20 protein-coding genes are annotated in these 22,938 nt (G+C 68.7%); 8 read left to right on the plus strand and 12 right to left on the minus strand.

The genetic code is table 11. From position 1 onward, the window contains the following. Positions 1-3: 3 nt before the first annotated feature. The gene (locus F9C12_RS01185; protein WP_409464402.1) at positions 4-666 is read right to left on the minus strand and encodes a response regulator transcription factor; all 663 of its coding nucleotides are present in this window, start codon (positions 664-666) and stop codon (positions 4-6) included. 99 nt (positions 667-765) lie between these two features. Between F9C12_RS01185 and F9C12_RS01190 the strand changes: the two genes are divergently transcribed. Beyond that, positions 766-996, plus strand: coding sequence for a hypothetical protein (locus F9C12_RS01190; protein ID WP_409464403.1), 231 nt, complete (start codon positions 766-768; stop codon positions 994-996). On the opposite strand, the gene F9C12_RS01195 is transcribed toward F9C12_RS01190, so the two are convergent. Continuing rightward, on the minus strand, positions 997-2,067 hold the full coding sequence (locus F9C12_RS01195) for an extracellular solute-binding protein (RefSeq protein ID WP_409464404.1): 1,071 nt from the start codon (positions 2,065-2,067) through the stop codon (positions 997-999). It lies immediately after the preceding gene. Positions 2,068-2,311: 244 nt separating this feature from the next. Here F9C12_RS01195 and F9C12_RS01200 point away from each other — a divergent pair, with 244 nt between their 5' ends. Then, the gene (locus F9C12_RS01200) at positions 2,312-4,690 is read left to right on the plus strand and encodes a molybdopterin-dependent oxidoreductase (RefSeq protein WP_409464405.1); all 2,379 of its coding nucleotides are present in this window, start codon (positions 2,312-2,314) and stop codon (positions 4,688-4,690) included. A gap of 71 nt (positions 4,691-4,761) precedes the next feature. On the opposite strand, the gene F9C12_RS01205 is transcribed toward F9C12_RS01200, so the two are convergent. From F9C12_RS01205 to F9C12_RS01235, 7 genes are all read right to left on the minus strand, one after another. Further along, on the minus strand, positions 4,762-5,898 hold the full coding sequence (locus tag F9C12_RS01205) for an ABC transporter ATP-binding protein (protein WP_409464406.1): 1,137 nt from the start codon (positions 5,896-5,898) through the stop codon (positions 4,762-4,764). Then, on the minus strand, positions 5,891-6,682 hold the full coding sequence (locus tag F9C12_RS01210; protein ID WP_409464407.1) for an ABC transporter permease: 792 nt from the start codon (positions 6,680-6,682) through the stop codon (positions 5,891-5,893). Before F9C12_RS01210 ends, F9C12_RS01205 begins: the two co-directional genes overlap by 8 nt. Beyond that, positions 6,679-7,551, minus strand: coding sequence for an ABC transporter permease (locus tag F9C12_RS01215; RefSeq protein ID WP_051729714.1), 873 nt, complete (start codon positions 7,549-7,551; stop codon positions 6,679-6,681). The genes F9C12_RS01210 and F9C12_RS01215 overlap by 4 nt, the downstream gene beginning before the upstream one ends. A gap of 37 nt (positions 7,552-7,588) precedes the next feature. Further along, positions 7,589-8,665 (minus strand): extracellular solute-binding protein, encoded by a 1,077-nt coding sequence (locus F9C12_RS01220; RefSeq protein ID WP_409464408.1) that lies wholly within the window; start codon positions 8,663-8,665, stop codon positions 7,589-7,591. 179 nt (positions 8,666-8,844) lie between these two features. Beyond that, positions 8,845-9,480, minus strand: a complete 636-nt coding sequence (locus F9C12_RS01225; RefSeq protein WP_409464409.1) for a TetR/AcrR family transcriptional regulator — start codon at positions 9,478-9,480, stop codon at positions 8,845-8,847. Between the two features lie 114 nt (positions 9,481-9,594). Further along, the gene (locus tag F9C12_RS01230) at positions 9,595-9,999 is read right to left on the minus strand and encodes a RidA family protein (protein WP_409464410.1); all 405 of its coding nucleotides are present in this window, start codon (positions 9,997-9,999) and stop codon (positions 9,595-9,597) included. Further along, a complete protein-coding gene (locus F9C12_RS01235) occupies positions 9,999-11,150 on the minus strand; it encodes a saccharopine dehydrogenase family protein (RefSeq protein ID WP_409464411.1) in 1,152 nt (383 codons plus the stop codon). The genes F9C12_RS01230 and F9C12_RS01235 overlap by 1 nt, the downstream gene beginning before the upstream one ends. A 316-nt stretch (positions 11,151-11,466) precedes the next feature. On the opposite strand from F9C12_RS01235, the gene F9C12_RS01240 reads away from it, so the two are divergent. Beyond that, positions 11,467-13,050, plus strand: coding sequence for an AMP-binding protein (locus F9C12_RS01240; protein ID WP_409467166.1), 1,584 nt, complete (start codon positions 11,467-11,469; stop codon positions 13,048-13,050). A 63-nt stretch (positions 13,051-13,113) separates the two neighbouring features. Here the strand turns inward: F9C12_RS01240 and F9C12_RS01245 are convergent, their stop codons facing one another. Continuing rightward, positions 13,114-14,292 carry a saccharopine dehydrogenase family protein gene (locus F9C12_RS01245; protein WP_409464412.1) on the minus strand — a complete coding sequence of 393 codons (1,179 nt, stop codon included), beginning with the start codon at positions 14,290-14,292 and terminating at the stop codon, positions 13,114-13,116. 36 nt (positions 14,293-14,328) lie between these two features. After that, a complete protein-coding gene (locus F9C12_RS01250) occupies positions 14,329-15,102 on the minus strand; it encodes an SDR family NAD(P)-dependent oxidoreductase (RefSeq protein ID WP_409464413.1) in 774 nt (257 codons plus the stop codon). Positions 15,103-15,331: 229 nt separating this feature from the next. Between F9C12_RS01250 and F9C12_RS01255 the strand changes: the two genes are divergently transcribed. The 5 genes from F9C12_RS01255 (at position 15,332) to F9C12_RS01275 (ending at position 21,558) form a co-directional block, all read left to right on the plus strand. Then, on the plus strand, positions 15,332-16,318 hold the full coding sequence (locus tag F9C12_RS01255) for a hypothetical protein (protein ID WP_409464414.1): 987 nt from the start codon (positions 15,332-15,334) through the stop codon (positions 16,316-16,318). A 96-nt stretch (positions 16,319-16,414) separates the two neighbouring features. Continuing rightward, positions 16,415-17,980: an AMP-binding protein gene (locus F9C12_RS01260; RefSeq protein WP_409464415.1), complete on the plus strand. Its 1,566-nt coding sequence runs from the start codon at positions 16,415-16,417 to the stop codon at positions 17,978-17,980. Positions 17,981-18,047: 67 nt separating this feature from the next. Further along, a complete protein-coding gene (locus F9C12_RS01265; protein ID WP_409464416.1) occupies positions 18,048-19,571 on the plus strand; it encodes a Re/Si-specific NAD(P)(+) transhydrogenase subunit alpha in 1,524 nt (507 codons plus the stop codon). A gap of 21 nt (positions 19,572-19,592) precedes the next feature. Beyond that, positions 19,593-21,014 (plus strand): Re/Si-specific NAD(P)(+) transhydrogenase subunit beta, encoded by a 1,422-nt coding sequence (gene pntB, locus F9C12_RS01270; protein WP_409464417.1) that lies wholly within the window; start codon positions 19,593-19,595, stop codon positions 21,012-21,014. A 157-nt stretch (positions 21,015-21,171) separates the two neighbouring features. Continuing rightward, a complete protein-coding gene (locus F9C12_RS01275) occupies positions 21,172-21,558 on the plus strand; it encodes an acyl-CoA thioesterase (RefSeq protein WP_409464418.1) in 387 nt (128 codons plus the stop codon). 99 nt (positions 21,559-21,657) lie between these two features. On the opposite strand, the gene F9C12_RS01280 is transcribed toward F9C12_RS01275, so the two are convergent. Then, positions 21,658-22,929, minus strand: a complete 1,272-nt coding sequence (locus F9C12_RS01280) for an amidohydrolase family protein (protein WP_409464419.1) — start codon at positions 22,927-22,929, stop codon at positions 21,658-21,660. Between the last annotated feature and the right edge of the window lie 9 nt (positions 22,930-22,938).

A 22,938-nucleotide genomic window follows, 5' to 3' on the forward strand; every position in this document is an offset into this window, starting at 1 on the left:
GGCTCATGCCACTAATCCGAGTTCCCGGGCCCGGGACGCCGCCTGGACCCGATTGCGCACGCCCAGCTTGCGATACACCATGCTGGTGTGCTGTTTCACGGTGTGCCGGGAAAGATTGAGCGCCGCGGCCACCTCGGGATTGCTGAGCCCTGCGACCAGGTGGTGCAGAACGTCCAATTCGCGGCTGGAAAGCAGCCCGTTCGGTTTGGCGATCTGTTCCCGCGGAAACATCCGCGCGCCCTCGGCGACTCGCTGGACGACATCCACGATCACTTTCGCGGGCATGCCCAGCGAGACGAATCCGACGGCTCCGTTGGCGCAGGCGCGGGTGCGCGCGACCCGGCCCTGTCCGGACATGATCACGATCTTCGCCATCGGCAGCGCGGCGTGCAGTTCCCGGCAGAGCGCCAGCCCGGATTCCCCGTTGACGGCGGCGCTCACGAGCACGAGCTGCGGCTGGCGTCGGCGGGCGACGTCCCTCGCGGTCCGGACCGAGTCCGCCTCGAGGCAGCTCGCCACCCACGGCTGTGCGGCGAGCAGCGCTCGCAGCCCGACCTGGACCAGTTCGTTGTCGTCCACGATGAGGACCGTCTGGGGTCCGCAGCGATCAGGCTCCGGCTTGACCACATCGGCAACGTCAGGGGAGCGGTCCGCGGTAATCGTCATGCCCGACCTCCTATTAAACGTTCATTTAGCGACCTTAAATGGACGGTCAGTAAGTGTCAAGAGCACGGATTTCAGCTGCTGAGGCGAGGGGTGGCGGGCGTGACCCCGACGGGCGGCATGGGTCGCGCGCCCGGTTCTCGGCGCCCCGGGCGGGCTTCGCGGACGGTCGAGGTCGCGGTGATGGCGGTCCGGAACCTGCCCGCCGAGGGGAGTTCAGCTCTGGCGGCGGTACGAGCCGGTGGGCGCGTGTCCGGCCCCGTCCTCCTGCGCGAAAAAGCCCCGCGGCGATTCCAGCCGGGAATCGCCGCGGAGCCGGACAAGGAGCGCTGATCAGCCGGAGGTCATCGCCGTCCAGGCCGCGAACGCCTTGTCTGCGTTCTGGGCCCACCAGGTGCTGTCGGACAGGGCCTCGCCGTCCATTTTGGACACGTTCTCCTGTGGGAGCCACTGGTGGAAGGTCGCCGGGACGTTGGGCTTCGAGGCCGGGGTCGTCGGGCCGTACGGGATGTTCTCGGTGAAGGCGGCCTGTGCCGGCGGCGTCGCGATGTAGTTCAGCAGCGCGGCTTGCGCCTTCGGAGACCTCGAGCCCTTGACCGCGTACAGGGCCGCCCACGCGGCGAAACTGTGGTTCCAGGTGACGCCGACCGGCGCTCCGTTCTGGGCCGCGATCGCCGCTCGGCCCAGGTAGCACAGGCACATCGCGAAATCGCCCGCTTCGAGCTCCTGGGTTTCCTGGGCGAGAGTGGCGTCGAGGGTCAGGTTCCTGCCGAGCGTCTTGACGGTGGCCGCCGCCCGTTGCAGGTCGAGCGGGTACAGCTGGTCCGGTGCCACTCCGCTGGCGAGGAGCAGCGACTCGAGGCCGCCGGAAGCGTAGTTGTACATGAGGCGCTGGCCCGGATACTTCTGGGTGTCCAGGAAATCGGTGATCTTCGCGGGCGGGTTCCCGCCGAATTTCTTGGTGTTGTACACGAGTGCGACGTTCTCGACGGAGACCGGCACGCCGCATTGGTCGGAAACGTAGCGGGGGTCGACGTCCTTGACGCTGACGCCGAAGTCGGAGCGCTTCTCGTACAGCGTGCCGCACCCTTGGGCGCCGCTGCCGGTGTCCAGCCAGACGACGTCCCACGTCGGGTTGCCCGCCTGGACCATGGCCTTGATCTTGGCGGGGTCGGACGGCGAATCCGTCGCGGTCTGCGCGCCGGTGTTCTTCGCGAAGGGGTCGAGCCACGCTTTCTGGGCCGCCGTCAAGGTGTCGCCGCCGTAATTGACGAAGACGATCTTCTCGCCGGAAAGATCGCCGCCGGACTGGCCTCCGGCGCCCGCCGATGAACCGCACGCGGCGGCGAGAACGAGACTTACCGTGCTCAGCGCCGCGAGGATAACCTTGCCCTTGATGCTCATGTGTGACCTCAGTTCGGGTTCAGGGTGGGGAGATGATGCGCTTGATCGCCGGAGCCGCCGGGTTGCCGTCGCGCACTTAGTCCACGCGGGGGAGTGCCGGGACCTGGGCGTCGCAGCGGCTCCCCCGGCTGGCGGGTAATGCCCGGCCCGGGGCGCCGGAAGAAGGCCGGGCGAAGGGAGAATCGGCCGTCCGGACCGGGAATCTGGGTGCCGCCTCGATCGCGCGGTTCGATGAGGAGGAGTTGTGGGAGACCCGAAAAGCGCAGGCGTCGCGCGCCCGGACGAACGGGTGGTGGCCGCGTCCGCTGAGATCCGCCGCACCACCACGCATTGGGGAACCTACGACTTCACCGTGCGGGACGGGCGCGCGCGGGCCACCGCCGCGCCGCCGGACAACCCGTTCGGCGAGGCGCTCGCGAACGGGCTGCACGAGACGCTGGACCATCCGCTCCGGATCGTCCGCCCGCACGTCCGCGAGGGGTGGCTCGAAAACGGTCCGCGTGCGGGCGGGAACCGGCGCGGCGGCGAACCGATGGTCGAGGTCGGATGGGACCACGCGTACGACCTCGTCGCGAGGGAACTCGCCAGGGTGCGGTCCGAGCACGGCGACGAGGCCGTGTTCGGCGGCTCGTACGGCTGGGGCAGCGCCGGCCGGTTCCATCACGCGCAGAGCCAGATCCACCGGTTCCTGAACCTGGACGGCGGCTATGTCTCCTCCCGCAACAGCTACAGCGTCGGCGCGCAGGAGGTCGTGCTGCCGCACGTCCTCGGCGGCCCGGGCATGGGGATGTTCGACTGGAGCCCGCAGTGGTCCGAGATCGCCGAGCACGGCGAACTGGTCGTGAGCTTCGGCGGCGCGCCGCTGAAGAACACCCGGGTGAACCAGGGCGGGCTGCGCCGCAACCGGGCGGCGGAGGCGCAACGAGCCTGTGCCGACGCCGGTGTGCGGTTCGTCCTGGTGAGCCCGCTGCGCGACGACCTCGCACCGGAACTGCGGGCCGAATGGATTCCGATCCGCCCGGGGACCGACACCGCGCTGATGCTCGCGATGGCCGGCTACCTGGCGGCGGAGGGACTCGAAGACCGCGAATTCCTGGAGCGCTGCTGCGTGGGATACGAGCGGTTCCGCTCGTACCTGCTCGGCGAGCGCGACGGCGTTCCGAAGACCCCCGAATGGGCGGCGGAGATCTCGGGGGTCCCGGCGGCCACGGTCCGGGAACTCGCCGAGGCCGTCGCGCACCGGCGCACGGTCGTCTCGCTGACCTGGTCGCTCCAGCGTGCGCAGTACGGGGAGCAGCCGTACTGGGCGGGCGCGACCCTTGCCGCGATGTCCGGCTCGATGGGGCGGCCGGGGGGAGGCTTCGCCGCCGGGCTGAGCATGACCCACGGCATCGGCCTGCACCGCGGTTCGATGGGCGTCGTGAGCCTGCCGCAGGGCCGGAACCCGGTGCGCGCGTTCATCCCGGTCGCCCGCGTCTCCGACATGCTTTTGCGTCCCGGCGACACCGTGGACTACGACGGCGAGGTGCTCACGTATCCCGACATCCGGCTCGTGTACTGGGCAGGCGGGAATCCGTTCCACCACCAGCAGGACCTCAACAAGCTGCTCCGGGCGTGGAACCGGCCCGAGACGATCGTGGTCCACGATTCCTGGTGGACGCCCGTCGCCCGGTACGCGGACATCGTCCTCCCCGTCGCGACGCCGCTCGAACGCGACGACCTCGCCGCCGGGAGCCGGGACACGACCCTGCTCGCGATGCGCCGGGTCCAGGATCCGCCCAAGGGGGTCCCCACCGACTTCGGGGCCTTCGCCGAGATCGCCGCTCGCCGCGGTTTCGCGGAGCAGTTCACCGAGGGCCTCGACGCCGACGGATGGGTCCGCCGGCTCTTCGCCGAAACCGCGGCACGCCTCGCGGCTCGGGGGGTGGAGCTTCCGGACTACGACGAGTTCGTCAAGCTGCCGGACGGCGTCGAACTTCCGCTGCGCGGAGGGGACGACATCTTCGCCAAGCTGCGCGAAAACCCCGAGGCGAATCCCCTCGCGACCCCCTCCGGCCGGATCGAGATCTTTTCCGGCACCGTCGCCGGGTTCGGCTACGACGACTGTCCCGGGCACGCCGTTTGGCTGGCGCCGACGGAATGGCTGGGCAGCACCGAGGCGGCGGCGGACGAGAACCTCTTCCATCTGCTCAGTCACCAGCCGCGGGGACGGCTGCACAGTCAGATCGACTTCTCCCCGGCGAGCATGGCCACGAAGATCGACGGGCGCGAGGCGATCGTGCTGCACGTCGACGACGCGAACCGGCTGGGGGTGACCGATGGCGACGTGGTCCGGGTCAGCAACGCTCGCGGCGCCTGCTTGGCCGCGGTCCGGACGACCGAAGGGATCCTCCGCCGGGTCGTCGTGATGGCGACCGGGGGCTGGTACGACCCCGTTCGTCCGGGTGAACCGGGATCGCTTGACCTGCAAGGCAATCCGAACGTTTTGACGCCGGACATCGGGACTTCGCGGCTTGCCCAGGCCAGTTCGGCGCAGACTTGTCTTGTCCGTGTCGAAGCTTCTCCGGAGGCGCCGCGGAGCCGGGCCTATGAGGTGCCGGTGACGCGGCGTGCCGCACCGTGATCTCGGGCGAGGAATAGCACCCGTGCCTCCCCGCGACGGACTGGTCTGCAGTCCGTCGCGGGGAGAAGACGCTAAGCCGTGCCGATGGCGACCCCGGCCCGGGCAGGAGCGTCGTCGGTGGCGAGCACGGCGGAGTGCTCCGGGTCCCAGGTCGCCAGAACCGCGTCGCCCACCGAGACAGGGGACTGGTTGCCGGACTGTTCCTGCGCGATCATCGAGAATCCCGCGTCGAGGCGGAGTTCGAGGCGGCGGAGGCCGCCCAGGTAGATCAGCTGGACGACCCGGCCGGGGAGCGCGTTGCCGGAAATGCTCGCCCGGGTCGCGGCGGAGTGGACGAGCACGCGCTCGGGACGCACGGTGACGACGCCGCACGTGCCTGCCTGCAGTGCCGGGCCCGCTGTCGGCAGTTTCAATTCGTATCCGGCGCCGCGCAGGAGGCGGCCCACTGCGGTGTCCTCGACGACGCCGGGCAGCACGTTGGAGTCGCCGAGGAACTCCGCCACGAACAGGCTCTTCGGGTGTTCGTAGAGCTCCGTCGCCGTGCCGACCTGCTCGACGTGCCCGTTGTTGAAGACGGCGATCCGGTCCGACATCACCAGCGCCTCGTCCTGGTCGTGGGTCACGTAGACGAAGGTGATGCCGAGTTCGCGATGGATCCGCTTGAACTCGAGCTGCAGGCTGGCGCGGAGCCGCCGGTCGAGGGCGCCGAGCGGCTCGTCCATGAGGAGTACGCGGGGCTCGAAGACCAGCGCCCTGGCCAGCGCGACGCGTTGCTGCTGGCCGCCGGACAATTCGCGCGGGTACCTCGCCCCGAAGTCCGCGAGGCCGACCAGGCCGAGGCTGCGGGCCACGCGCTCGGCGATCTCGGCCTTGCCGGTCCGCCGGCGCTTCAGCGGGAACGCGACGTTGTTCGCGACCGTCAGGTGCGGGAAGAGGGCGTAGTTCTGGAAGACCATCCCGATGTTGCGCTTGTGCGGAGGCACCCGCTCGATCGGTTCGCCGTCCAGCAGGACATGGCCGGTGTCGGGCTGGAGGAAACCGGCGATCATGTTGAGGGTGGTGGTCTTCCCGGAGCCGCTCGGCCCGAGGAGCGTGACGAACTCGCCGGCGGGCAGGTCCAGCGAGACGTCCGACAGCGCCCTCGCCTCGCCGTAGTGCTTGCTCAGATTCCGGAGCCGGATGGCCGCGCCGTGGACGGGTTCAGACATTGTTGCCCTCTTTTCTGGCCGCGATGATGCCCGCGACGATCAGCAGCGTCGTGCTCACCGCGATGATCAGCGTCGACGCGGCGGCGATCGTGGGGGTCAGGGAGCTGGTCACGCTCTGGTAGAGCTGGACCGGGAGGGTCCTGGCGAACGGGCTGGCCAGGAAGAGCGAAACGATCGCTTCGTCCCAGGAAACGAGGAAGGCGAACAGGGCTCCGGTCAGGATCCCCGGGGCGAGAAGCGGCAGGGTGACGCGGAAGAAGGTCACGACCGGGCCCGCGCCGAGCGAAGCGGCGGCCCGTTCGAGCTGGCGGTCGAAACCCTGGAGCGAAGCGCGGACCGGGATGACGACCATCGGGATCGCCAGCGCGGTGTGCGCGATGACGTAGCCGCCGAACGAACCGGCCAGATGCCACTTCAGGAAGACGTAGTACACGCCGATGGCGATGACCACACCCGGCACGATCATCGGGGCCATCAGGAAGGCCGAGACGGGGCCGCGCCATCTGCCCCGGCCGCGGACGAGCGCGAACGCGCCGAGGGTCCCGAGCGTCGTGGCCAGCACGACCACGACGAGCGCGACCTGGAACGAGAGGACGAACGACTCGGTCCAGTCCGGGTCCGAGAAGAGCTGGCGGAACCACTGCGTCGAGAAGCCGGGCGGCGGGAACTGGAACGTGCGCGCGCTGGTGAAGGCCATCGGGACGACGACCAGGACCGGCGCGACCAAGAGAAACGCGACGAGCACGCAGAAGACTTTGAGACTGATGCGGCGTGGTTCCTTCATCGGCGGGCCTCGCTATCCGTTGCCAGTGCGCGGGTCAGGGGCCTCCCGAGCAGCGAACCGGCGGTGAGCACCAGGAGGGTGAAAACCAACAGCGCCAACGCCATCGCACCGCCGCGCCCGAAGGCGAGCTGCGCGGTCACCTGGCTGACGATCTGCTGTGACAGCAAGCTGTTCTGCGGAGAGCCCAGCAGCGCGGGGGTGAAGTAGAAGCCGAGCGACAGCACGAAGACGATGGTGCAGCTGGCGGTGATTCCCGGCACCGACAGCGGCAGGTACACGGTGCGGAACGCGGTCCGCGGGGTGGCGCCGTGGATCTGGGCGGCACGCAGGAGCGTCCTGTCGATCTGGGTCAGCTGCGAGTACAGGGGGAGCACCAGGAACGGGAGCATGATCTGGGTCATGCCGATCGCCACCGCGGTCGTCGTGCCGAGCAGCTTGACGTCGCCGAAACCGAGCGCCCCGAGCGCTTTGGCGACCGGGCCGGTGCTGCCAAGGAGAATGATCCAGGAATAGGTGCGCACGATCAGGCTGGTCCAGAACGGCATGAGCACCGCGGCGAGCAGCACCATGCGCCAGCGGGTGGTCACGAGCGTCATCAGGTAGGCGTAGGGGTAGCCGATCGCCAGGCACAGGACGGTCACGATCGCGGAGGTGACGAACGTTCTCCGCAGGATCGTCATCTGCTCTTCGTTGGCGAAGAACCAGTGGTAGTTGGCGAGCCCGGAATCGCCGTGCCCGATGAAATCCGTGAAGCTGCGCACGAACATCGTGCCGATCGGATAAGCGAAGAAGACGGCGAGGAAGGCCATCGACACTCCTGCGGCGACGATCCACCTCGCTCGATGCAGCATGCCGATCAACCAGTTCATGGGGTCATTCCTCCTTCGCTAGCTTTCGCGTGCCGCGTCAGCCGGCGGTCATCGCGGTCCACGCCGCGAATGCCTGGTCGGAATTCGCGGTCCACCACTTCAGGTCGGAGACCACTTCACCCTGCGGGCCCATCTGGGCGAGGTTTTCCTGCGGGAGCCACTTCTTGAACTCCGCGGGAACCTGGGGCTTCGACGCTGGTGTCGTGGGGCCGTAAGGCAGTTGTTCGGTGAAGGCGCTCTGTGCCTCAGGCGTCGCGAGGTAGTTCAGGAGCGCGCTTTGGGCCTTGGGCGCCTTCGAGCCCTTGATCGCGTAGACGGCGTCCCATGCCTCCCAAGCCTTGTCCCACACGACGCCGATGGGTGCGCCGTTCTGGGCGGAAAGGGCGGCGCGGCCGACGTAGCACAGGCACATCGAGAAATTGCCCGCTTCGAGGTCCTGAGTCTGCTGTGCGAGCGTGGCCTCGAGCGTCAGGTTTGTGCCGAGCGCGCGCACGCTCGCGGCGGCTCGGTCGGTGTCCAGCGGGTAGAGCTTGTCCGGCGTGACGCCGCTCGCCAGCAGGATCGGGTCCAAGCCGCCGAGCGCGTAATTGAAAATGAGCCGCTGGCCCGGGAATTTCGCGGTGTCCATGAAGTCCGTGATCTTCGTCGGCGGGCTGCCGCCGAACTTGGCGGTGTTGTAGACGAGCGCGACGGCCTGGACAAGGATCGGCACCCCGCACTCGTCGGTGACGTACTTGGGGTCGACGTCCTTGATGTCCACGCCGGTTTCGGAACGCTTCGCGAACATCGTGCCGCAGCCGTTGGCCCCCGAGGCCGTGTCGAGGTCGATGACGTCCCAGGTGGGGTTGCCCGCGTCGACCATCGCCTTCACCTTGGCCGGGTCCGAGGGGGAGTCGGTGGCGATCTGGACCCCGGTCTTCTTCCGGAACGGGTCGAGCCACGCTTGCTGGGCGGCCTTCATCGAATCGCCGCCGTAGTTCACGTAAACGAGCTTCTGCCCGGACAAGTCGTCGCCTGTTCCGGGGCCCGAGCCGGATGATGAGCCGCACGCGGACATCGCGGCGAGGCACAGCGCGCTAACCATGGCGAGCGCCACCTTTGGCTTGGCCGTCACGATCTCACCTCTCGTCAGTTCGAAGCGATGTGTGAGGATGCCTCGGACTGCGGAGATCTCGGTGCGGTACGCCACACTTGTTGGCCCACCTGGGGGACGGCGCGGCCGTCAAGTCAGGGAGCGTGAAGTCCCGTCGTAAGGGCGGCGGCAGCGGACGGCTGTGGCCTGCTTCGGGCGCTTTAGCGGCCCGGCGTGGTGCGGACCATGCGGAGCACGTATTCGAAGTGCCGGTCCGCCGCTTCGCCGATCGTGAGACGTCCGTGCGGGCGGAACCAGGTGAAGACGTATTCGCACATCGTCGCGATCGCGTGCGACATGACCGGCACGTCGACGGGGTCGAACTCGCCGCTCTCGATGCCCTGGTGAAGGATTTCGCGGAGCAGTTCGAGATAGGGGCGGCTGAGCCGGCCCAATTCGCGTTGGCCCTCGGCGGTCAGCGAGGAGGAGAGCGTCGAGTAGCTGTGGTTCCGCCGTTCCCCGGCGTCTTCGAGCTGGATCCGGATGTAGGAGCGGATGTAGTCGCCCAGCCGCTCGGTCGCGGTGCCTTCGGCGCGCACCGAATCCCGGAGGTCGGCATAGGACCGGCGGTACATGTCCTTCAGCATTTCGGCGAGCAGTTCCTGCTTCGACGGGAAATGCCAGTAGATCGCGGCAGGAGTGATGTGCGCCGCTCGCGCGATCCGGGTCATCGAGGTGCTTCCGTAGCCGGACTCCTGGAACAGGGAGACCGCGGCGGCGAGAATGCGTTCCCGCACGCCGACGCCGTCGGCTGCGGGCTCCGCGTCCGGGTTGCCGGCGTCAGAAGCAGCGCTCATGGCCCGATAGTACGGCCGGTGCCGGGAGCTTCGCGAATCCCCCGCGCTCCGCGCATGCGAACGCCTCCGCCGCGCCGGGGAGCGCGTCGGAGGCGTTCGGTGTGCGGTCGGGGCTCAGCAGTAGGCGGTGGCGTCGATCTCCACGAGTGCGCCTTCGAAGGCGAGAGCGCCGATGCCTACGACGAGCATCGCGGGGACGCGTAGTCCGGTGGCGGCTACGGCGGCGCCGAACCCGCCGAATACCGCGTCGTTGATCTCAGGCCGATAATCGACGATATAGATGCGGAGCTTCGCGATATCGCTGACGCGCGCGCCCGCTCCCTCGGCGGCGCGAACGACGTTGCGCAGTGCCAGTTCCGTCTGTCCGGCATAGTCGCCCGGATGCTGCAGCTGGTCGTTCACGTCGACGGAGATCTGTCCGCCGATTTCGACCACCTTGGCACCGGTGGCGACGGCGACGTGCACGAAACCGCGCGGCCGGTAGAGACCCTCGGGCTTCACGTAATCGGTGACCGGCATCAGGCTGCCTCCACCCGGATGTCGAGCGGGGCGAGCGAGGCTCGGTCGCCCGCGAACGGACCGAGGCGGTCGAAGAATGCCAGCGGATCGACGCATCCTTCGGGACCGAACACCCCGGTCGCCGAGATTTCGCCGCGCGCCAGCATGCCGACCGCGATCGCGGTGGGCACGCAGGTCGCTTCGCCCATCTCGCCTTCGGGCATGTGATTGGTCGACACCGCGACCCGCGCCGGGCGGCCTGCCTTGGTTCCCTCGGCGTACGCGAAGACCCCGGGGAACTCGGGGACAGGCCCCGCTTCCGGTCCGCGGCGGCCGGGTTCCAGGATGAAAGCCTTGCTGGCGTCGGGAACGGTCAGCTCGCCGGAGCGGACGCGGTCCCGGACCGCGCGGGCGGCGGCGATGAGGCCGGGGCGGGCGAACATGAGGTTCAGCGATTCCTTGACGTCGGGGAAGTAGCGGGGGAGCGTGATCGGTTCCGGATGGCCGCAGGTCCACACCGGGGCGGCTCCGATGCCGGGATAGTCCACGACCAGTTCCTCGAGGGCTTCCGAGTCCTGGAAGGCGCCGTCGCGCCAGACCAGGATCGGCTCGGCGAGGTTGTGGATCCAGTGTTCGATCGCGGCGGCGGGCTTGACCTCGTCGGGGTTCGACGGGGCTTTCGGGATGCCGGAACCCCCGCGCCACACCGTGTACAGCTTGCCGACCTCGTCGAGCTGCCGGTAGGCGACCGCGGCGAGCAGATTGGACATTCCGGGAGAGGCGCCCATGCCGATGATGGCCGTGACGCCTTTCGCGCGCGCGACCTCGTCGAGCTCCAGCATCTCCATCGTGGGTTCCCAGTCGTCGGCGATGTCCGTGTAGTGCTTGCCGGCGTCGAGGGCGGCCTCCAGCACCGGACGGCCGTAAAGGTAGAACGGGCCCACGGTGTTCAGCACGATGTCCGCGTCCGCGATCGCGGCGCGAAGCGCGTACTGGTCGGTGATGTCGAGTTCGATGCCGCGGGCTTTCGCGCCCAGCTCCTCCGCGACCGCGGCGGCGCGGGCGCCGTCCCGGTCGGCGACGGTCAGCGAGGTGATCGCCGGATCGGCGACGGTCGTCCGGCAGGCGACCCGCCCCATGTCGCCGGCTCCTCCGATGATGATGAGTCGCACGCTGTTCTCCTTTCGCGTTGGTCACCGGACGGCCCGGTCCCGGGTTTTCGACCGTGCTGGACGGAAAAGGTCGGCTGTGCCCGAGGGGCGCGGCGGCGAGGGCCCCGCAGCGGGTCGGCTGCGGAGGTTCGGACCGGCCGTGCGATGACTGCCGTGCGGCAAGAATCGTTGTCCGGAGCGGGTTTTCGCGCACCTGATCACCGAATACGCCCACCCGGGGGAAAGCCGGCGCGCATGGATCCCCCCTGACTGGGCGTATTTCGCGGCGACGTGCTGGCGCGCATCGGGCCCCGCTGGGGAGGATCGCCGGGTGACCATGGATTTCGACCCACGAAATACGCCGGTTCGCGAACTGGCGCTCGCCGCGTCCGAGACCCCGCACCTCCCGCTGGTCTCCATCGAGGGCGCCCAGGCGACCTACGGCGAAGCCTGGGATGCGGTCCGCGAGACCGCGGCCGGGCTCGCGCACGTCGGCGTGCTGCCGGGGGACCGCGTGATCATCCTGACGCCGAACCGGCTGGAGGCGGTCTGGGCGTGGTTCGGCGTGCAAGCGAGGGGAGCCGTCGACGCGCCGATCTCCGCGGAAGCCCCGGGCGCGTTTCTCCGGTACCTGGCCGAGGATCTGTCGCCGAAGGCCGTCATCGGGACCTGGGCGCTTCTCTCCCGGCTCGCCCAGGTCGTTTCCACGCCGCCGGAACTGGCGGTCCTCATCGGAGAACCAGAGGGAGACGAGCCGCCCTTCGGCCAGGGCGTCAGGCACCTCAGCTTCGCCGAATTGCGTGCCCTCGGCGCGAGCTCGGCGCAGGAACTGGTGCTGCCGGACGCGGACACCGTGGGCACGATCATGTACTCCTCGGGCACGACTGGCCCGTCGAAGGGCGTGATGCTCTCGCAGGGCTACTACGCGGCATTGCCGCCGGCCTACTTCGAGCTGTTCGGGCTCCGGCCGGGCGCGACGTCCTACTGCGTCCAGCCGCTGTGCCACGTCGACGGCCGGTCCGCGGTGGTCACGGCGTTGTTCCTGCGCGGGGAACTCTTTCTGGGCACGCGGTTCAGCGCGAGCCGGTTCTGGGCGGAAGTCGAGAACTACGACGTCGATTTCTTTTTCTACGTCGGCACGATGATCCACCTGATCCACAAACAGCCTCCCCGGCCGCTCTCGCCGTCGGCCCGGCCGCGGATCGGCATCGGATCCGCCACGCCGGCCAGCGTGCAGCGGGACTTCGAGAAACGGTTCCGCTGCACGCTCATCGAGGGCTACGGCATGACGGAATTCGGGCTCCTGCTGGCGCAGCGGGCGGGCGACGCCGAGCCGGGCAATCTCGGGACGCCGCCGCCGTGGGTCGAGGTCCGGGTCGCCGACGCCGCCGACCGCCCGGTTCCCGCGGGCACGCCCGGACAGCTGCTCGCGCGGCCGAAGAAGGCGCATCTGATGATGGCCGGGTACTGGAACCGGCCGGACGCGACTGTCGAGGCCTGGCGCGGGTTGTGGTTCCACACCGGGGATTTGGTGGTGCAGCGGCCCGACGGCCGTTTCGAGTACGTCGGGCGGCTGAAGGATTCGATCCGGCGCCGCGGCGAGAACGTGTCGGCCTGGGAGGTCGAGCAGGCCGCGGTGCGGCACGAGCGGGTTTTGGAGGCGGCGGCGATCGGCGTCCCGTCCGACGTGGGCGACGAGGATGTCGCGCTGCTTGTCGTACCGGCTGGCCACGGCGATCCCGACCCGGCGGAGCTGCGTTCGTTCCTGGCGCGTGATTTGCCGCGTTATGCGTTGCCGCGGTTTGTGGAAGTCGTGGCGAGTCTTCCGAAGACCCCTTCGGAGCGGATCGCGAAGGGGATCGTGCGCGAGCGGGGTCTCTCGAGCGCGGCGTGGGACGCGGAGGCTGCGGGAGCCGCCTGATCCTTGCTCCGCACGGGACCGCCAGGCACTGATCACTGATCCGCCTGGCGGTCCCGTGGCCGTTCAGCCGGTTTCTTCGACGACGGCCAGCAAGTCGTCCGCGCCGCGCAGGCCGGGCTCGGTGAGCGGAGCCAGCAGGTCGAAGAAAGTGCGGGGATCGATTGCGGTCTCGGGCGCGTGAACGCCGGTGTCGAGCAGTTCCCCGCGCCGGAGCAGTTCGACGCCGACGGCGAGCGGAATTCCCGTGTTGCCGCCCATCTTCGCCGGGTGGAATGCCTTGGGGTACACCGCGACACGGCACGGAAGGCCGTTCTTCTCGCCGATCGCCAAGGACCATTCGACCGGCAGTGGGCTCCGCTCCGCGGGTGCGTCGCCGCGCGGCGGGTCGGCGAGCATCGCGGCGCCGGTGCGCAGGTCGAATTCCCCGGCCGCGAAACGACTGCTGACCTCCCGGAGGTATTCGAGAAGCCAGGCCGGCCCGGACTGCAGGTTGAGCGACGAGCGCAGCCCGGGATAGCGGCGCGGAAGGGTCACCGGTTCGGGGTGGCCCATGGTGTATCCCTTCACCTTGCCCAGACCGGGGAATGCCAGTTCGACTTCCTCGACCGGCTCCACCCAGCCGGCGGCCCCGTCGACCCACGCCCGGACCGGCTGGGAACACTGGTGCAGCCAGTGCTCCACCGCCGCCGACGCGGCGGGCGCGGGAAAACCGGGCTCGTCGACGATCGTCGCCCCGCTCAGCTTCCATCCGGTGTGGAGTTCGTGCACCGTGTCGAGCTTGCTGGCGCCGTACGCGGCGCACAGATTGGTGACTCCGGGGCTGCCGCCCAGCCCGACCACCACGTGCAGTTCTCGCCGGCGGGCCTGCCCGTCGAGGTCGAACGCGTCGAGGGTGGGCTGCCAGTCGTCGTTGATGTCCAGGTAATGGCATCCGGACTCGACGGCGGCTTCGAGAATGGGCCGCGCGAACGTGGCGAACGGCCCCATGGTGTTCACGACGACGTCGTGGTCGGCGAAGGCGGCGCGGAGCTGCGCGCTTTCGGTGGCGTCGAGCCGGACGGTGCGGCACGGTGCGCCGACCGACTCGGCGACCCGACCAGCCCGTTCCAGGTCGAGGTCGGCGACGGTCAGTACGGAAGCGCTGCCGAGCCGGGCGATCGTGCGGACCGCCCAGCGGCCCATGGACCCGGCCCCGCCGACGGCGATCACGCGGAGCGGGCGATTGCGGTTGCTGGCTGACATCTGTTCTCCGGTCTGCGAGTTTCGGGTGGCCCGGGGTTACTGCGCGGTCAGCCCTCCGTCGACCACCAGGGTTTGCCCGGTCATGAAGCTGGAGGCGTCGGACGCGAGGAACACGGCAGGCCCGATGTATTCCTCGGGCTGCGCCCAGCGGCCCATCGGGGTCATCCGGCGGATGTACTTGGCCACCGGCTCGTTGGCCTCCAGGTCCGGCAGCATCGAGGTCTCCACGTAGCCGGGGCAGACGGCGTTGACGCGCACCCCCTGGCGGGCCCATTCGAGCGCGACGGCTTTGGTGAGGCCGATGAGGGCGTGCTTGGCGGAAATGTAGGCGGTGTCGTTGCGGATGGCGACGAGTCCCAGAATCGACGCGATGTTGATGACCCGGCCCTCGCTCGCCTTGAGGTGCGGCGACGCGCCGCGGAGCAGGAGCCAGCACGATTGCAGGTTGAGTTCGAGGACGCGTTGGAAGGTGGCGAGATCGGTGTCCTCGATCGAGGAGTCGTGATCGTCGGCCGCGTTGTTCACCAGGACGTCCAGCCCGCCGAGTTCCTCGACCGCGGCGGCGATGCACGCGTCGATCGATTCCGGGGAACGGAGGTCGACCGCGTAGGGCTGGAAGCTGCCCGGACCGTCCGCGACGAGGCCGGCGGTCTCCTTGAGGCCTTCGACGGACCGTGCCGCCCCGACGACGCGGGCTCCGCGCTGCGCGAGTCCGACGGAGATGGCCTGGCCGATGCCGCGGCTGGCCCCGGTGACGAGAACGCGTTTCCCGGTGAGATCGAAGAGGTCGGCGGAGGTGGAAGTAGTCATGCCGCCACGATGGCCGGGCAACCGGCGAATCGGGCGGTTGCGATGCGAAGAGCGCCCACCTGGGTGGGCCGACTGCGTCGCGGCGGCTTTTGGTGGCGCACGGGCTGTTTCGGCATCAGCGGTGTCCAATGTGGAGCGTGTCGGCGGCCGACGGTTCATGTGCCGGGGAAGACCAACAGTGCCCAGGCGGGGGATGAATCCGGGAGGAGTCACCCCGCATGCTGGTGGCATGAGCTCTCGCATCAGAGTCGGCATCTACGGCACCGGGCGCACCGCGGCGGAACTGCTGGCGGCCCTTCCGCAAACCCCGTTTCTCCTGACGAGCGCGATCGTGCACTCGCCCGGCAAGGCGGGCAAGGACATCGGCGAACTCGTGGGCCAAGCTCCGGTCGGCGTGCCGGCCACTGCGGACCTCGAAGCGGCGCTGGCGAGCGGCGAGTTCGACGTCCTCCTCTACGCCGGTCTCACGGGCGAACGCCACGAGCAGACCCTGGCCGCCTGCGCGGCCGCAGGGGTGGACCAGGTGCACGCCTGCTTCGTCGATCCGCGCGCGGCGCTGGCCCCGGAGGTCCGCGAGCGCGTCGAGACCGCGGCGCGGGAATCAGGATCGCGGATGGTCGGCACCGGCATGATCCCCGGTCTGTGGCTGGACGTGCTCCCGGCTCTGCTCTCCAGCGGTGTGCCCGGGCCGGTGTCGGTGCGGGGCCAGCGGGTCTCGAACATCTCCTCGTGGGGACGCGACGTCCTGGCGCAGGAATTCGGCGTGGGCACCAGGACTTCCGGACTGTCGTGGCGGGCGGACGCGTTGCTGCGCGAATCGGCTCGCCTCGTCGCGGACGTCTTGGGCTTGGGAGACCACGCCCTGGTTTCGGAGGGCGGTCTGGCGGCGGCGGAGACCGAGTCGACGATCGGCGACATCGTGGTGCACCCGGGCGAGGTGGAGGGTTTCTCCCAGAGCGTCGTCCTCCATGACGGAGAGAGCGAACGGCTTCGACTGGAGTGGTCGGGTTTCGGCGGCTCGGCGGCCAAGCCGGGACAGGCCAGCACCGACGTCGTCCTGACGCTCACCGGCGGCGACGGCAGCGAACTGGTGGTGCGGGTGAACACCCCTGTCGACCCGTACCCCGGCACGGCTGCCCGGATGCTGCAGGCGGTTCGCGGACTCCGATTGCTGCCAGCGGGCCTGCATCCGCCGACCGCGTTGCCAGTGGGCTGACCGGAGGCGTTGGGCGTGCCGGAAATCTTTCCCCCACGCGGGCATAAGGCGAGTGCGGACAGCCGTTTCTCCGCGGCGGAGGAGCATCATCGGGGCATGAGCATCGAGAACAGCCTTCTGCTGACGCTCCGCGCGGCAGCCGCAGAAGATCCCGGTCGCGAATGCCTCCGGATCGTCGGCGAGAGCTTCACGCGGCAGGAGGCGCTCAGGTGTGTGGAGCAGACAGCTCGCGGTCTGCGTGCGCTCGGGGTCGAACCCGGAGACCGGGTCGGCGTGATGTGCGGCAACCGGGCCGAGTACGTGTGGACGTGGCTCGGCGCCAACGCCGCCCGCGCCGTCGACGTTCCGTTCAATGCGGAAGCCCGCGGCAGGCTCCTGGAGTACTTCGTGGCCGACGCGTCGCCGCGAGTGCTGGTCGGGACTGAGGACTACCTTCAGATCCTCGCGCAGACGAGCAACTGTGACCCCGAGTTCGTGGTCTGCATCGGCGAGTGCAGTTCGCAGCCGTTCGGTGACCGCTGCCGTCAGCTTTCTTTCGAGGACTTGCTGGCCTTGGGCGCCGCTTCAGCCGAAGAACTGCCCGACCCGGCTCCGGGCGATATCGCGACGATCATGTACACCTCGGGGACGACCGGTCCGTCGAAGGGCGTGATGCTGCCCCAACGGTCCTATGTGGTGCAAGCGCACAACATGGTCCAGGTCATGGAAGTCGATGCCGCGGACGTCATCCTTTGTGTACAACCGTTGTTCCACATCGACGCTCGCGCTTTCCTCACCGCCGCGCTGGTGGCGGGAGGCACCGGAGTGCTCGGCCGCAAGTTCAGCGTCAGCCGGTTCTGGGACGACGTAAGGCAAAGCGGGGCAACGGTCTTCGCCACCATCGGCACCATGCTGTGGATGCTGTACAAGCAGCCGCCGCGACCCGATGACGCCGATCTGCCCGCACGCACGGCGATGTGCTCCTCGACGCCGAGCGAAATCCTGCGCGGCTTCGAGAAACGCTTCGGGGTCCAGGTCGTAGAGGCGTACGGCATGACCGAATGCACGCTGCTGACCGCCGCGCCGCCCGGGAGCACCGTGCCGGGACGCGTCGGCAGGGCAGTTCCGGGCATGGAGATCCGCCTGGTCGACGACCACGACTTCCCGGTCGCACCGGGCCAGGCGGGCGAACTCGTCTACCGGACCGGCGAACCGTTCGCGATGATGCAGGGATACTGGGCCAAACCGGAGGAGACCGCCGCAGCCTGGCGCAATCTCTGGTTCCATACCGGCGATCTGCTCCGCCAGCACTCCGACGGGATGTTCGAATACGTCGGCCGCAAAAAGGATTCGATCCGCCGCCGCGGCGAAAACGTGTCCTCCTGGGAGGTCGAACAGGCGGCCAGCGCGCACCCGCAGGTTCTCGAGGTCGCGGCGATCGGCGTCCCGTCGGAGGGCGGGGAGGAGGACGTCGCCGTTCTCGTGGTCCCGTCGCCCGGTGCGGTGATCGACCCCGCCGAGCTGGTGGAGTTCCTGCGCCGAGATCTGCCTCGTTTCGCGGTGCCGCGCTACGTCGAGGTGGTCGAGAGCTTGCCGAAGACGCCGTCGGAACGGATCGAGAAGGGCAAGGTCCGGGAACGCGGGATCACGGCGGCTTGCTGGGACGCTGCCCGAAAAGGATGAAGTTCGAGAAGTGTCCATCATGGACAGTGCCCGACCTGGCAGATGCGGGGGGCGGGAAGGAGACGGCATGCTGATCGGGGTGCTCAAGGAGGCCCAGCCGGGGGAGACGCGCGTCGCGGCGACTCCGGAGACGGTGGGCAAGCTGCGCGGGCTGGGCTATGAGGTCGTGGTGGAGCCGGGCGCGGGTTTGTTGTCGGGGTTTTTTGACGAGGCGTATGCGGAGGCGGGTGCGGCGGTCGGGTCGATTGCCGAGGCGGATGTCGTGTTCGGGGTGAATGCGCCGTCGTCTGGGCAGTTGGATGCGGTGAAGCCGGGCGGGACGGTGGTGAGTTTGCTGGCTCCGGCGTTGAGGCCGGAGTTGGTGGAGGATTTGGCGCGGCGGCCGGTCACGGCGTTGGCGATGGATGCGGTGCCGCGGATCTCGCGGGCGCAGTCGCTGGATGTGCTGTCGTCGATGGCGAATATCGCGGGGTATCGGGCGGTGGTGGAGGCGGCGCACACGTTCGGGCGGTTTTTCACCGGTCAGGTGACCGCGGCGGGGAAGGTGAACCCGGCGAAGGTGCTGGTGGTCGGGGCGGGTGTCGCGGGGTTGGCGGCGATCGGGGCGGCGGGGTCGCTGGGTGCGATTGTGCGGGCGACGGACCCGCGTCCGGAGGTCGCTGATCAGGTGAGGAGCCTGGGCGGGGAGTATCTGTCCATCGAGGACCCGAACGCGGAGGTTTCGGCGACGGGGTATGCGAAGGAGATGGGCGAGGACTACAAGGCGCGCGAGAAAGAGCTCTATGCGGCGCAGTGTCGCGAGGTCGACATCATCGTGACGACGGCGTTGATTCCGGGTCGTCCGGCGCCGCGGATCATCACGGCGGAGATGGTGGCGTCGATGAAGCCGGGTTCGGTCATTGTGGACATGGCGGCGGCGAACGGCGGGAACGTCGAGGGCTCGGTCGCCGGGGAGAGCGTCGTGACCGCGAACGGGGTGACGATTCTCGGTTACACGGATCTCGCGGGGCGGCTTCCGGCGCAGGCGTCGCAGCTGTATGGCACCAACTTGGTGAATCTGATGAAGCTGATGACGCCGGAGAAGGACGGCCAATTGGTCGTGGACTTCGAGGATGTGGTGGTCCGGTCGATCACGGTCGTGAAAAACGGTGAGCTGACGTGGCCGCCGCCTCCGGTGCAGGTCTCGGCGGCGCCGCAGAAACCCGCGGCGGTGGTGAAGAAGGAGGAGCCGGAGAAGCAGCCGATGTCCTCCGGCCGCAGGCTCGGGGTCGTGCTGGGGATCGCGGCGGTGGTGCTGGTGCTGGCGGCGTTGGCTCCGGCGGCGCTGTTGCCGCATGTGACGGTGTTCGCGTTGGCGATCGTGATCGGCTATTACGTGATCGGGCATGTGCATCATGCGTTGCATACGCCGTTGATGTCGGTGACGAACGCGATTTCCGGGATCATCGTGGTGGGCGCGCTGCTGAATCTGGTCAGCGGGAACACGGTGGTGGTGGTGCTGGCGGCGGTGGCGACGTTGCTGGCGACGATCAACATTTTCGGCGGGTTCGCGGTGACCCGCCGGATGCTGGCCATGTTCTCCCGCAGCTGACCCGGAAGGCCTTTTGTTCTGATGACTGTGCACACTGCCAGCCAGGCCGCCTACATCGTGGCCGGGCTGTTGTTCATTCTCGCGCTCGCCGGATTGTCCCGGCACGAGACCGCGCGGGTCGGGAACTATTTCGGGATGGCCGGGATGGTCGTCGCGTTGATCGCGACCATCGCCCAGGCTGTCACCGGGGAGATCACCGGGACGTCGATCGCGTTGATGATCGTCGCGATGGTGATCGGGGCGGGGATCGGGTTGCGGCGGGCGGCGGTGGTCGAGATGACCGGGATGCCCGAGCTGATCGCCCTGCTGCATTCGTTCGTCGGTCTCGCCGCGGTTTTGGTGGGCTGGAACGGCTACCTGCAGGTCGAGTGCGACCCCGCCGGGGGCGAAGCCCAGCACCTGGATGCGCTGGGCACGCTGGGGATCCATCACGCCGAGGTGTTCATCGGGGTGTTCATCGGGGCGGTGACGTTCACCGGGTCGATCGTGGCGAACCTGAAGCTGTCGGCGAAGATGAAGTCCGCGCCGTTGATGCTGCCGGGCAAGAACGTCCTCAACCTCGGCGCTCTGGTGCTGTTCGTGGCGTTCACCGCGTGGTTCGTGGCGAGTCCGGCGTTGTGGCTGCTGATCGTCGTCACGATCCTCGCCCTCGCGCTCGGCTGGCATCTGGTCGCCTCGATCGGCGGCGGGGACATGCCGGTGGTCGTCTCCATGCTGAACTCGTATTCCGGGTGGGCGGCTGCGGCGTCGGGGTTCCTGTTGGAGAACGACCTGTTGATCATCACCGGCGCGCTCGTCGGCTCGTCGGGTGCGTATCTGTCCTACATCATGTGCAAGGCGATGAACCGCTCGTTCATCTCGGTGATCGCGGGCGGGTTCGGGATCGAGGCCGGGCCGTCCGGCGACAAGGATTACGGGGAGCATCGGGAAATCACCGCCGAGGGCGCGGCGGAACTGCTCACCGGGGCGTCCAAGGTGATCATCACGCCGGGCTACGGGATGGCGGTCGCGCAGGCCCAGTACGGGGTGGCGGAACTGACCCGGAAACTGCGCGACAAGGGCATCGACGTCCGGTTCGGCATCCACCCCGTCGCCGGACGACTGCCCGGCCACATGAACGTGCTCCTCGCCGAGGCGAAGGTGCCGTATGACATCGTGCTGGAGCTGGACGAGATCAATGACGACTTCGCCGACACCGACGTCGTCCTCGTCATCGGCGCCAACGACACCGTGAACCCGGCCGCGGCGGAGGACCCGGGCAGCCCGATCGCGGGCATGCCGGTGCTGACGGTGTGGGAAGCGGAGAACGTGATCGTGTTCAAACGCTCCATGGCCTCCGGATACGCAGGCGTGCAGAACCCCCTGTTCTTCCGCGAAAACTCCGCGATGCTCTTCGGCGACGCCAAAGACCGCGTCAACGACATCCTCCTCGCGCTGTCCTAGCCGGAAAACTCCCGCCACATCCGCGGTGCTGCCCGGGCCGGGTTGAGGCAAACTTGGGGGGTCAACGGCGACGCGGTCCGGTCCGGGAAGGACAGTGCTGCCTCGCCGTCCGAGAGTCGCGATAGGAGAACGGCGCGTGTGGCGAAAAGAATTCGGGTTGCGGGTCAGCGACTTCGACGGCCTGGGCCGGCTCACCGCGACTGCGTGCTTCATCCTCTTCGAGGAGACGCGAGCGGACTGGCTGATGAAGTCGTTGCAGGCGACCGCTGTTCGCTGTGTCGTGGCCAGTCAGCGCCTTGACTTCGTCCACGAGGCGATGCCGGATGCCGGACCGGTCACCGTCTCGCTGGCCGTGCGTACGGTGGGGGAATCGAGCGTCGACATCGTGGAGTCCTTGTCGGCGGAATCGACGGTTTGCGCCCGTTCCGAAGCCACGCTCGTGTTGTGGGACGCGGAACGGCGCGCGCCCCGCCCGATCACCGAAGCCGAGCGCGCGATGTTTGAGTCGCATGCGACGGCTCAGGACAACTCTTCACCGGTATAAGGCATTCTGCGGAAATGCTCGACCTGAACGATTCCGCGTGGTCGGCAGCGGCGCATTCGTCAAGAATGCGCCGCTGCCGACCCGAGGAGACCCGGTCGGTCACGCGCTGCGGGCCAGCCCGGGCTCCTCTGCCGGGAGCAGGTCCTTGACGACCTTGCCCTCCTGCACCACGAGTTCGATCGAGTCGGGATCCGCCAGCACCGAAATGTCTCGCAGCGGATCCCCGGAAACCACCACCAGATCGGCCGCTTTGCCCGGTTCCAGGGTGCCGGCCTCGTCGGCGAGGCCGAGCAGTTCGGCGGCGTTCGCGGTGCCGGCAGCGATAGCGTCGGCCGGTGTCATGCCGAGTTCCACCAAGTGCGACAGTTCGAGCAGGTTGCGGCCGTGCGGGCACACGCCGACGTCAGTGCCGAGAGCGATCTTGACTCCGGCGGCGATCGCCTTGGCGATGTTCTCGCGGGCTTTCGCCGACCACCGCACCTTCTTCTCGTACAGGTAAGCCGGAACCAGCGCCGGGTCCGGCACGCGCAAGGCGGCGCTGAGCGTCGGGACGAGCCAGGTTCCCTTCTCCAGCATCAGATCGATGCCTTCCTGGTCGATCTCGTACCCGTGCTCGACGCTGTCGACGCCGCCGCGGATCGCCGCGAGGATCCCGGCGGTTCCCTGTGCGTGCGCGGCGATCTGCCGCGGGCGCGAATGCCGGTCCAGTTCGGCGCGGATCAGCCTGATCTGGTGTTCGGTGACGCCGAGGTCGTCCGGCTGGTCGGTCGGGCTCGAGACGCCGCCGGTGGTGCAGACCTTGATCACGTCGGCACCGGAGCGGAGCAGTTTGCGGACCGTGGTGATCACGTCGTCGTCGGTGTCCACCAGGTGCAGGCTCGGCCCGCTGACGACGGGCATCAGCAGTCCGTTGGGCAGGGTCATGTCCGCGTGCCCGCCGGTCGGCGAGAGCACGGACACGGCGATCCGCGCCCGGGGCCCTTCGATGAGCCCCTCGGCGAGTGCGCGCTGAGTACCGTGGTCGAGGCCGCCGAGATCGCGGATGGTCGTGATGCCCGCGTCGAGCGTCGCGCGCAGCCGTTGCGCGGTCTTGTATGCCGCGTAGCTGCCCGAATCGGCGATCACCGAGCGAGGTCCGTCTTCGATGGCGATCGTCGCGTGGACGTGGGTGTCGAAGAAACCGGGCAGTACGGTCCGCCCTCCGCCGTCGACAGTGCGGACCGGGGCCGGGCCGTCCGGACGGTCGCGGCGCGGGCCGACGTAGGTGAGCCGCCCGTCCGTCGCGACGATTTCGCCGTCGTCCACCGGCTCGGCGCCGGTCCCGTCGACGATTCGCACGCCGACCAGCCGGATGGTCCCGCGGTTGCTCATGGAATTCGT

This window comes from Amycolatopsis sp. GA6-003, assembly GCF_046267895.1.
Classification (GTDB): Bacteria; Actinomycetota; Actinomycetes; order Mycobacteriales; family Pseudonocardiaceae; genus Amycolatopsis.

Coding starts and splice junctions, on each gene's coding strand:
- F9C12_RS01185 (WP_409464402.1), bottom strand. CDS start 666: ATGACGATTACCGCGGACCGCTCCCCTGACGTTGCCGATGTGGTCAAG.
- F9C12_RS01195 (WP_409464404.1), bottom strand. CDS start 2,067: ATGAGCATCAAGGGCAAGGTTATCCTCGCGGCGCTGAGCACGGTAAGT.
- F9C12_RS01205 (WP_409464406.1), bottom strand. CDS start 5,898: ATGTCTGAACCCGTCCACGGCGCGGCCATCCGGCTCCGGAATCTGAGC.
- F9C12_RS01210 (WP_409464407.1), bottom strand. CDS start 6,682: ATGAAGGAACCACGCCGCATCAGTCTCAAAGTCTTCTGCGTGCTCGTC.
- F9C12_RS01215 (WP_051729714.1), bottom strand. CDS start 7,551: ATGAACTGGTTGATCGGCATGCTGCATCGAGCGAGGTGGATCGTCGCC.
- F9C12_RS01225 (WP_409464409.1), bottom strand. CDS start 9,480: ATGAGCGCTGCTTCTGACGCCGGCAACCCGGACGCGGAGCCCGCAGCC.
- F9C12_RS01230 (WP_409464410.1), bottom strand. CDS start 9,999: ATGCCGGTCACCGATTACGTGAAGCCCGAGGGTCTCTACCGGCCGCGC.
- F9C12_RS01240 (WP_409467166.1), top strand. CDS start 11,467: ATGGATTTCGACCCACGAAATACGCCGGTTCGCGAACTGGCGCTCGCC.
- F9C12_RS01245 (WP_409464412.1), bottom strand. CDS start 14,292: ATGTCAGCCAGCAACCGCAATCGCCCGCTCCGCGTGATCGCCGTCGGC.
- F9C12_RS01250 (WP_409464413.1), bottom strand. CDS start 15,102: ATGACTACTTCCACCTCCGCCGACCTCTTCGATCTCACCGGGAAACGC.
- F9C12_RS01255 (WP_409464414.1), top strand. CDS start 15,332: ATGAGCTCTCGCATCAGAGTCGGCATCTACGGCACCGGGCGCACCGCG.
- F9C12_RS01260 (WP_409464415.1), top strand. CDS start 16,415: ATGAGCATCGAGAACAGCCTTCTGCTGACGCTCCGCGCGGCAGCCGCA.
- F9C12_RS01265 (WP_409464416.1), top strand. CDS start 18,048: ATGCTGATCGGGGTGCTCAAGGAGGCCCAGCCGGGGGAGACGCGCGTC.
- pntB (WP_409464417.1), top strand. CDS start 19,593: ATGACTGTGCACACTGCCAGCCAGGCCGCCTACATCGTGGCCGGGCTG.
- F9C12_RS01280 (WP_409464419.1), bottom strand. CDS start 22,929: ATGAGCAACCGCGGGACCATCCGGCTGGTCGGCGTGCGAATCGTCGAC.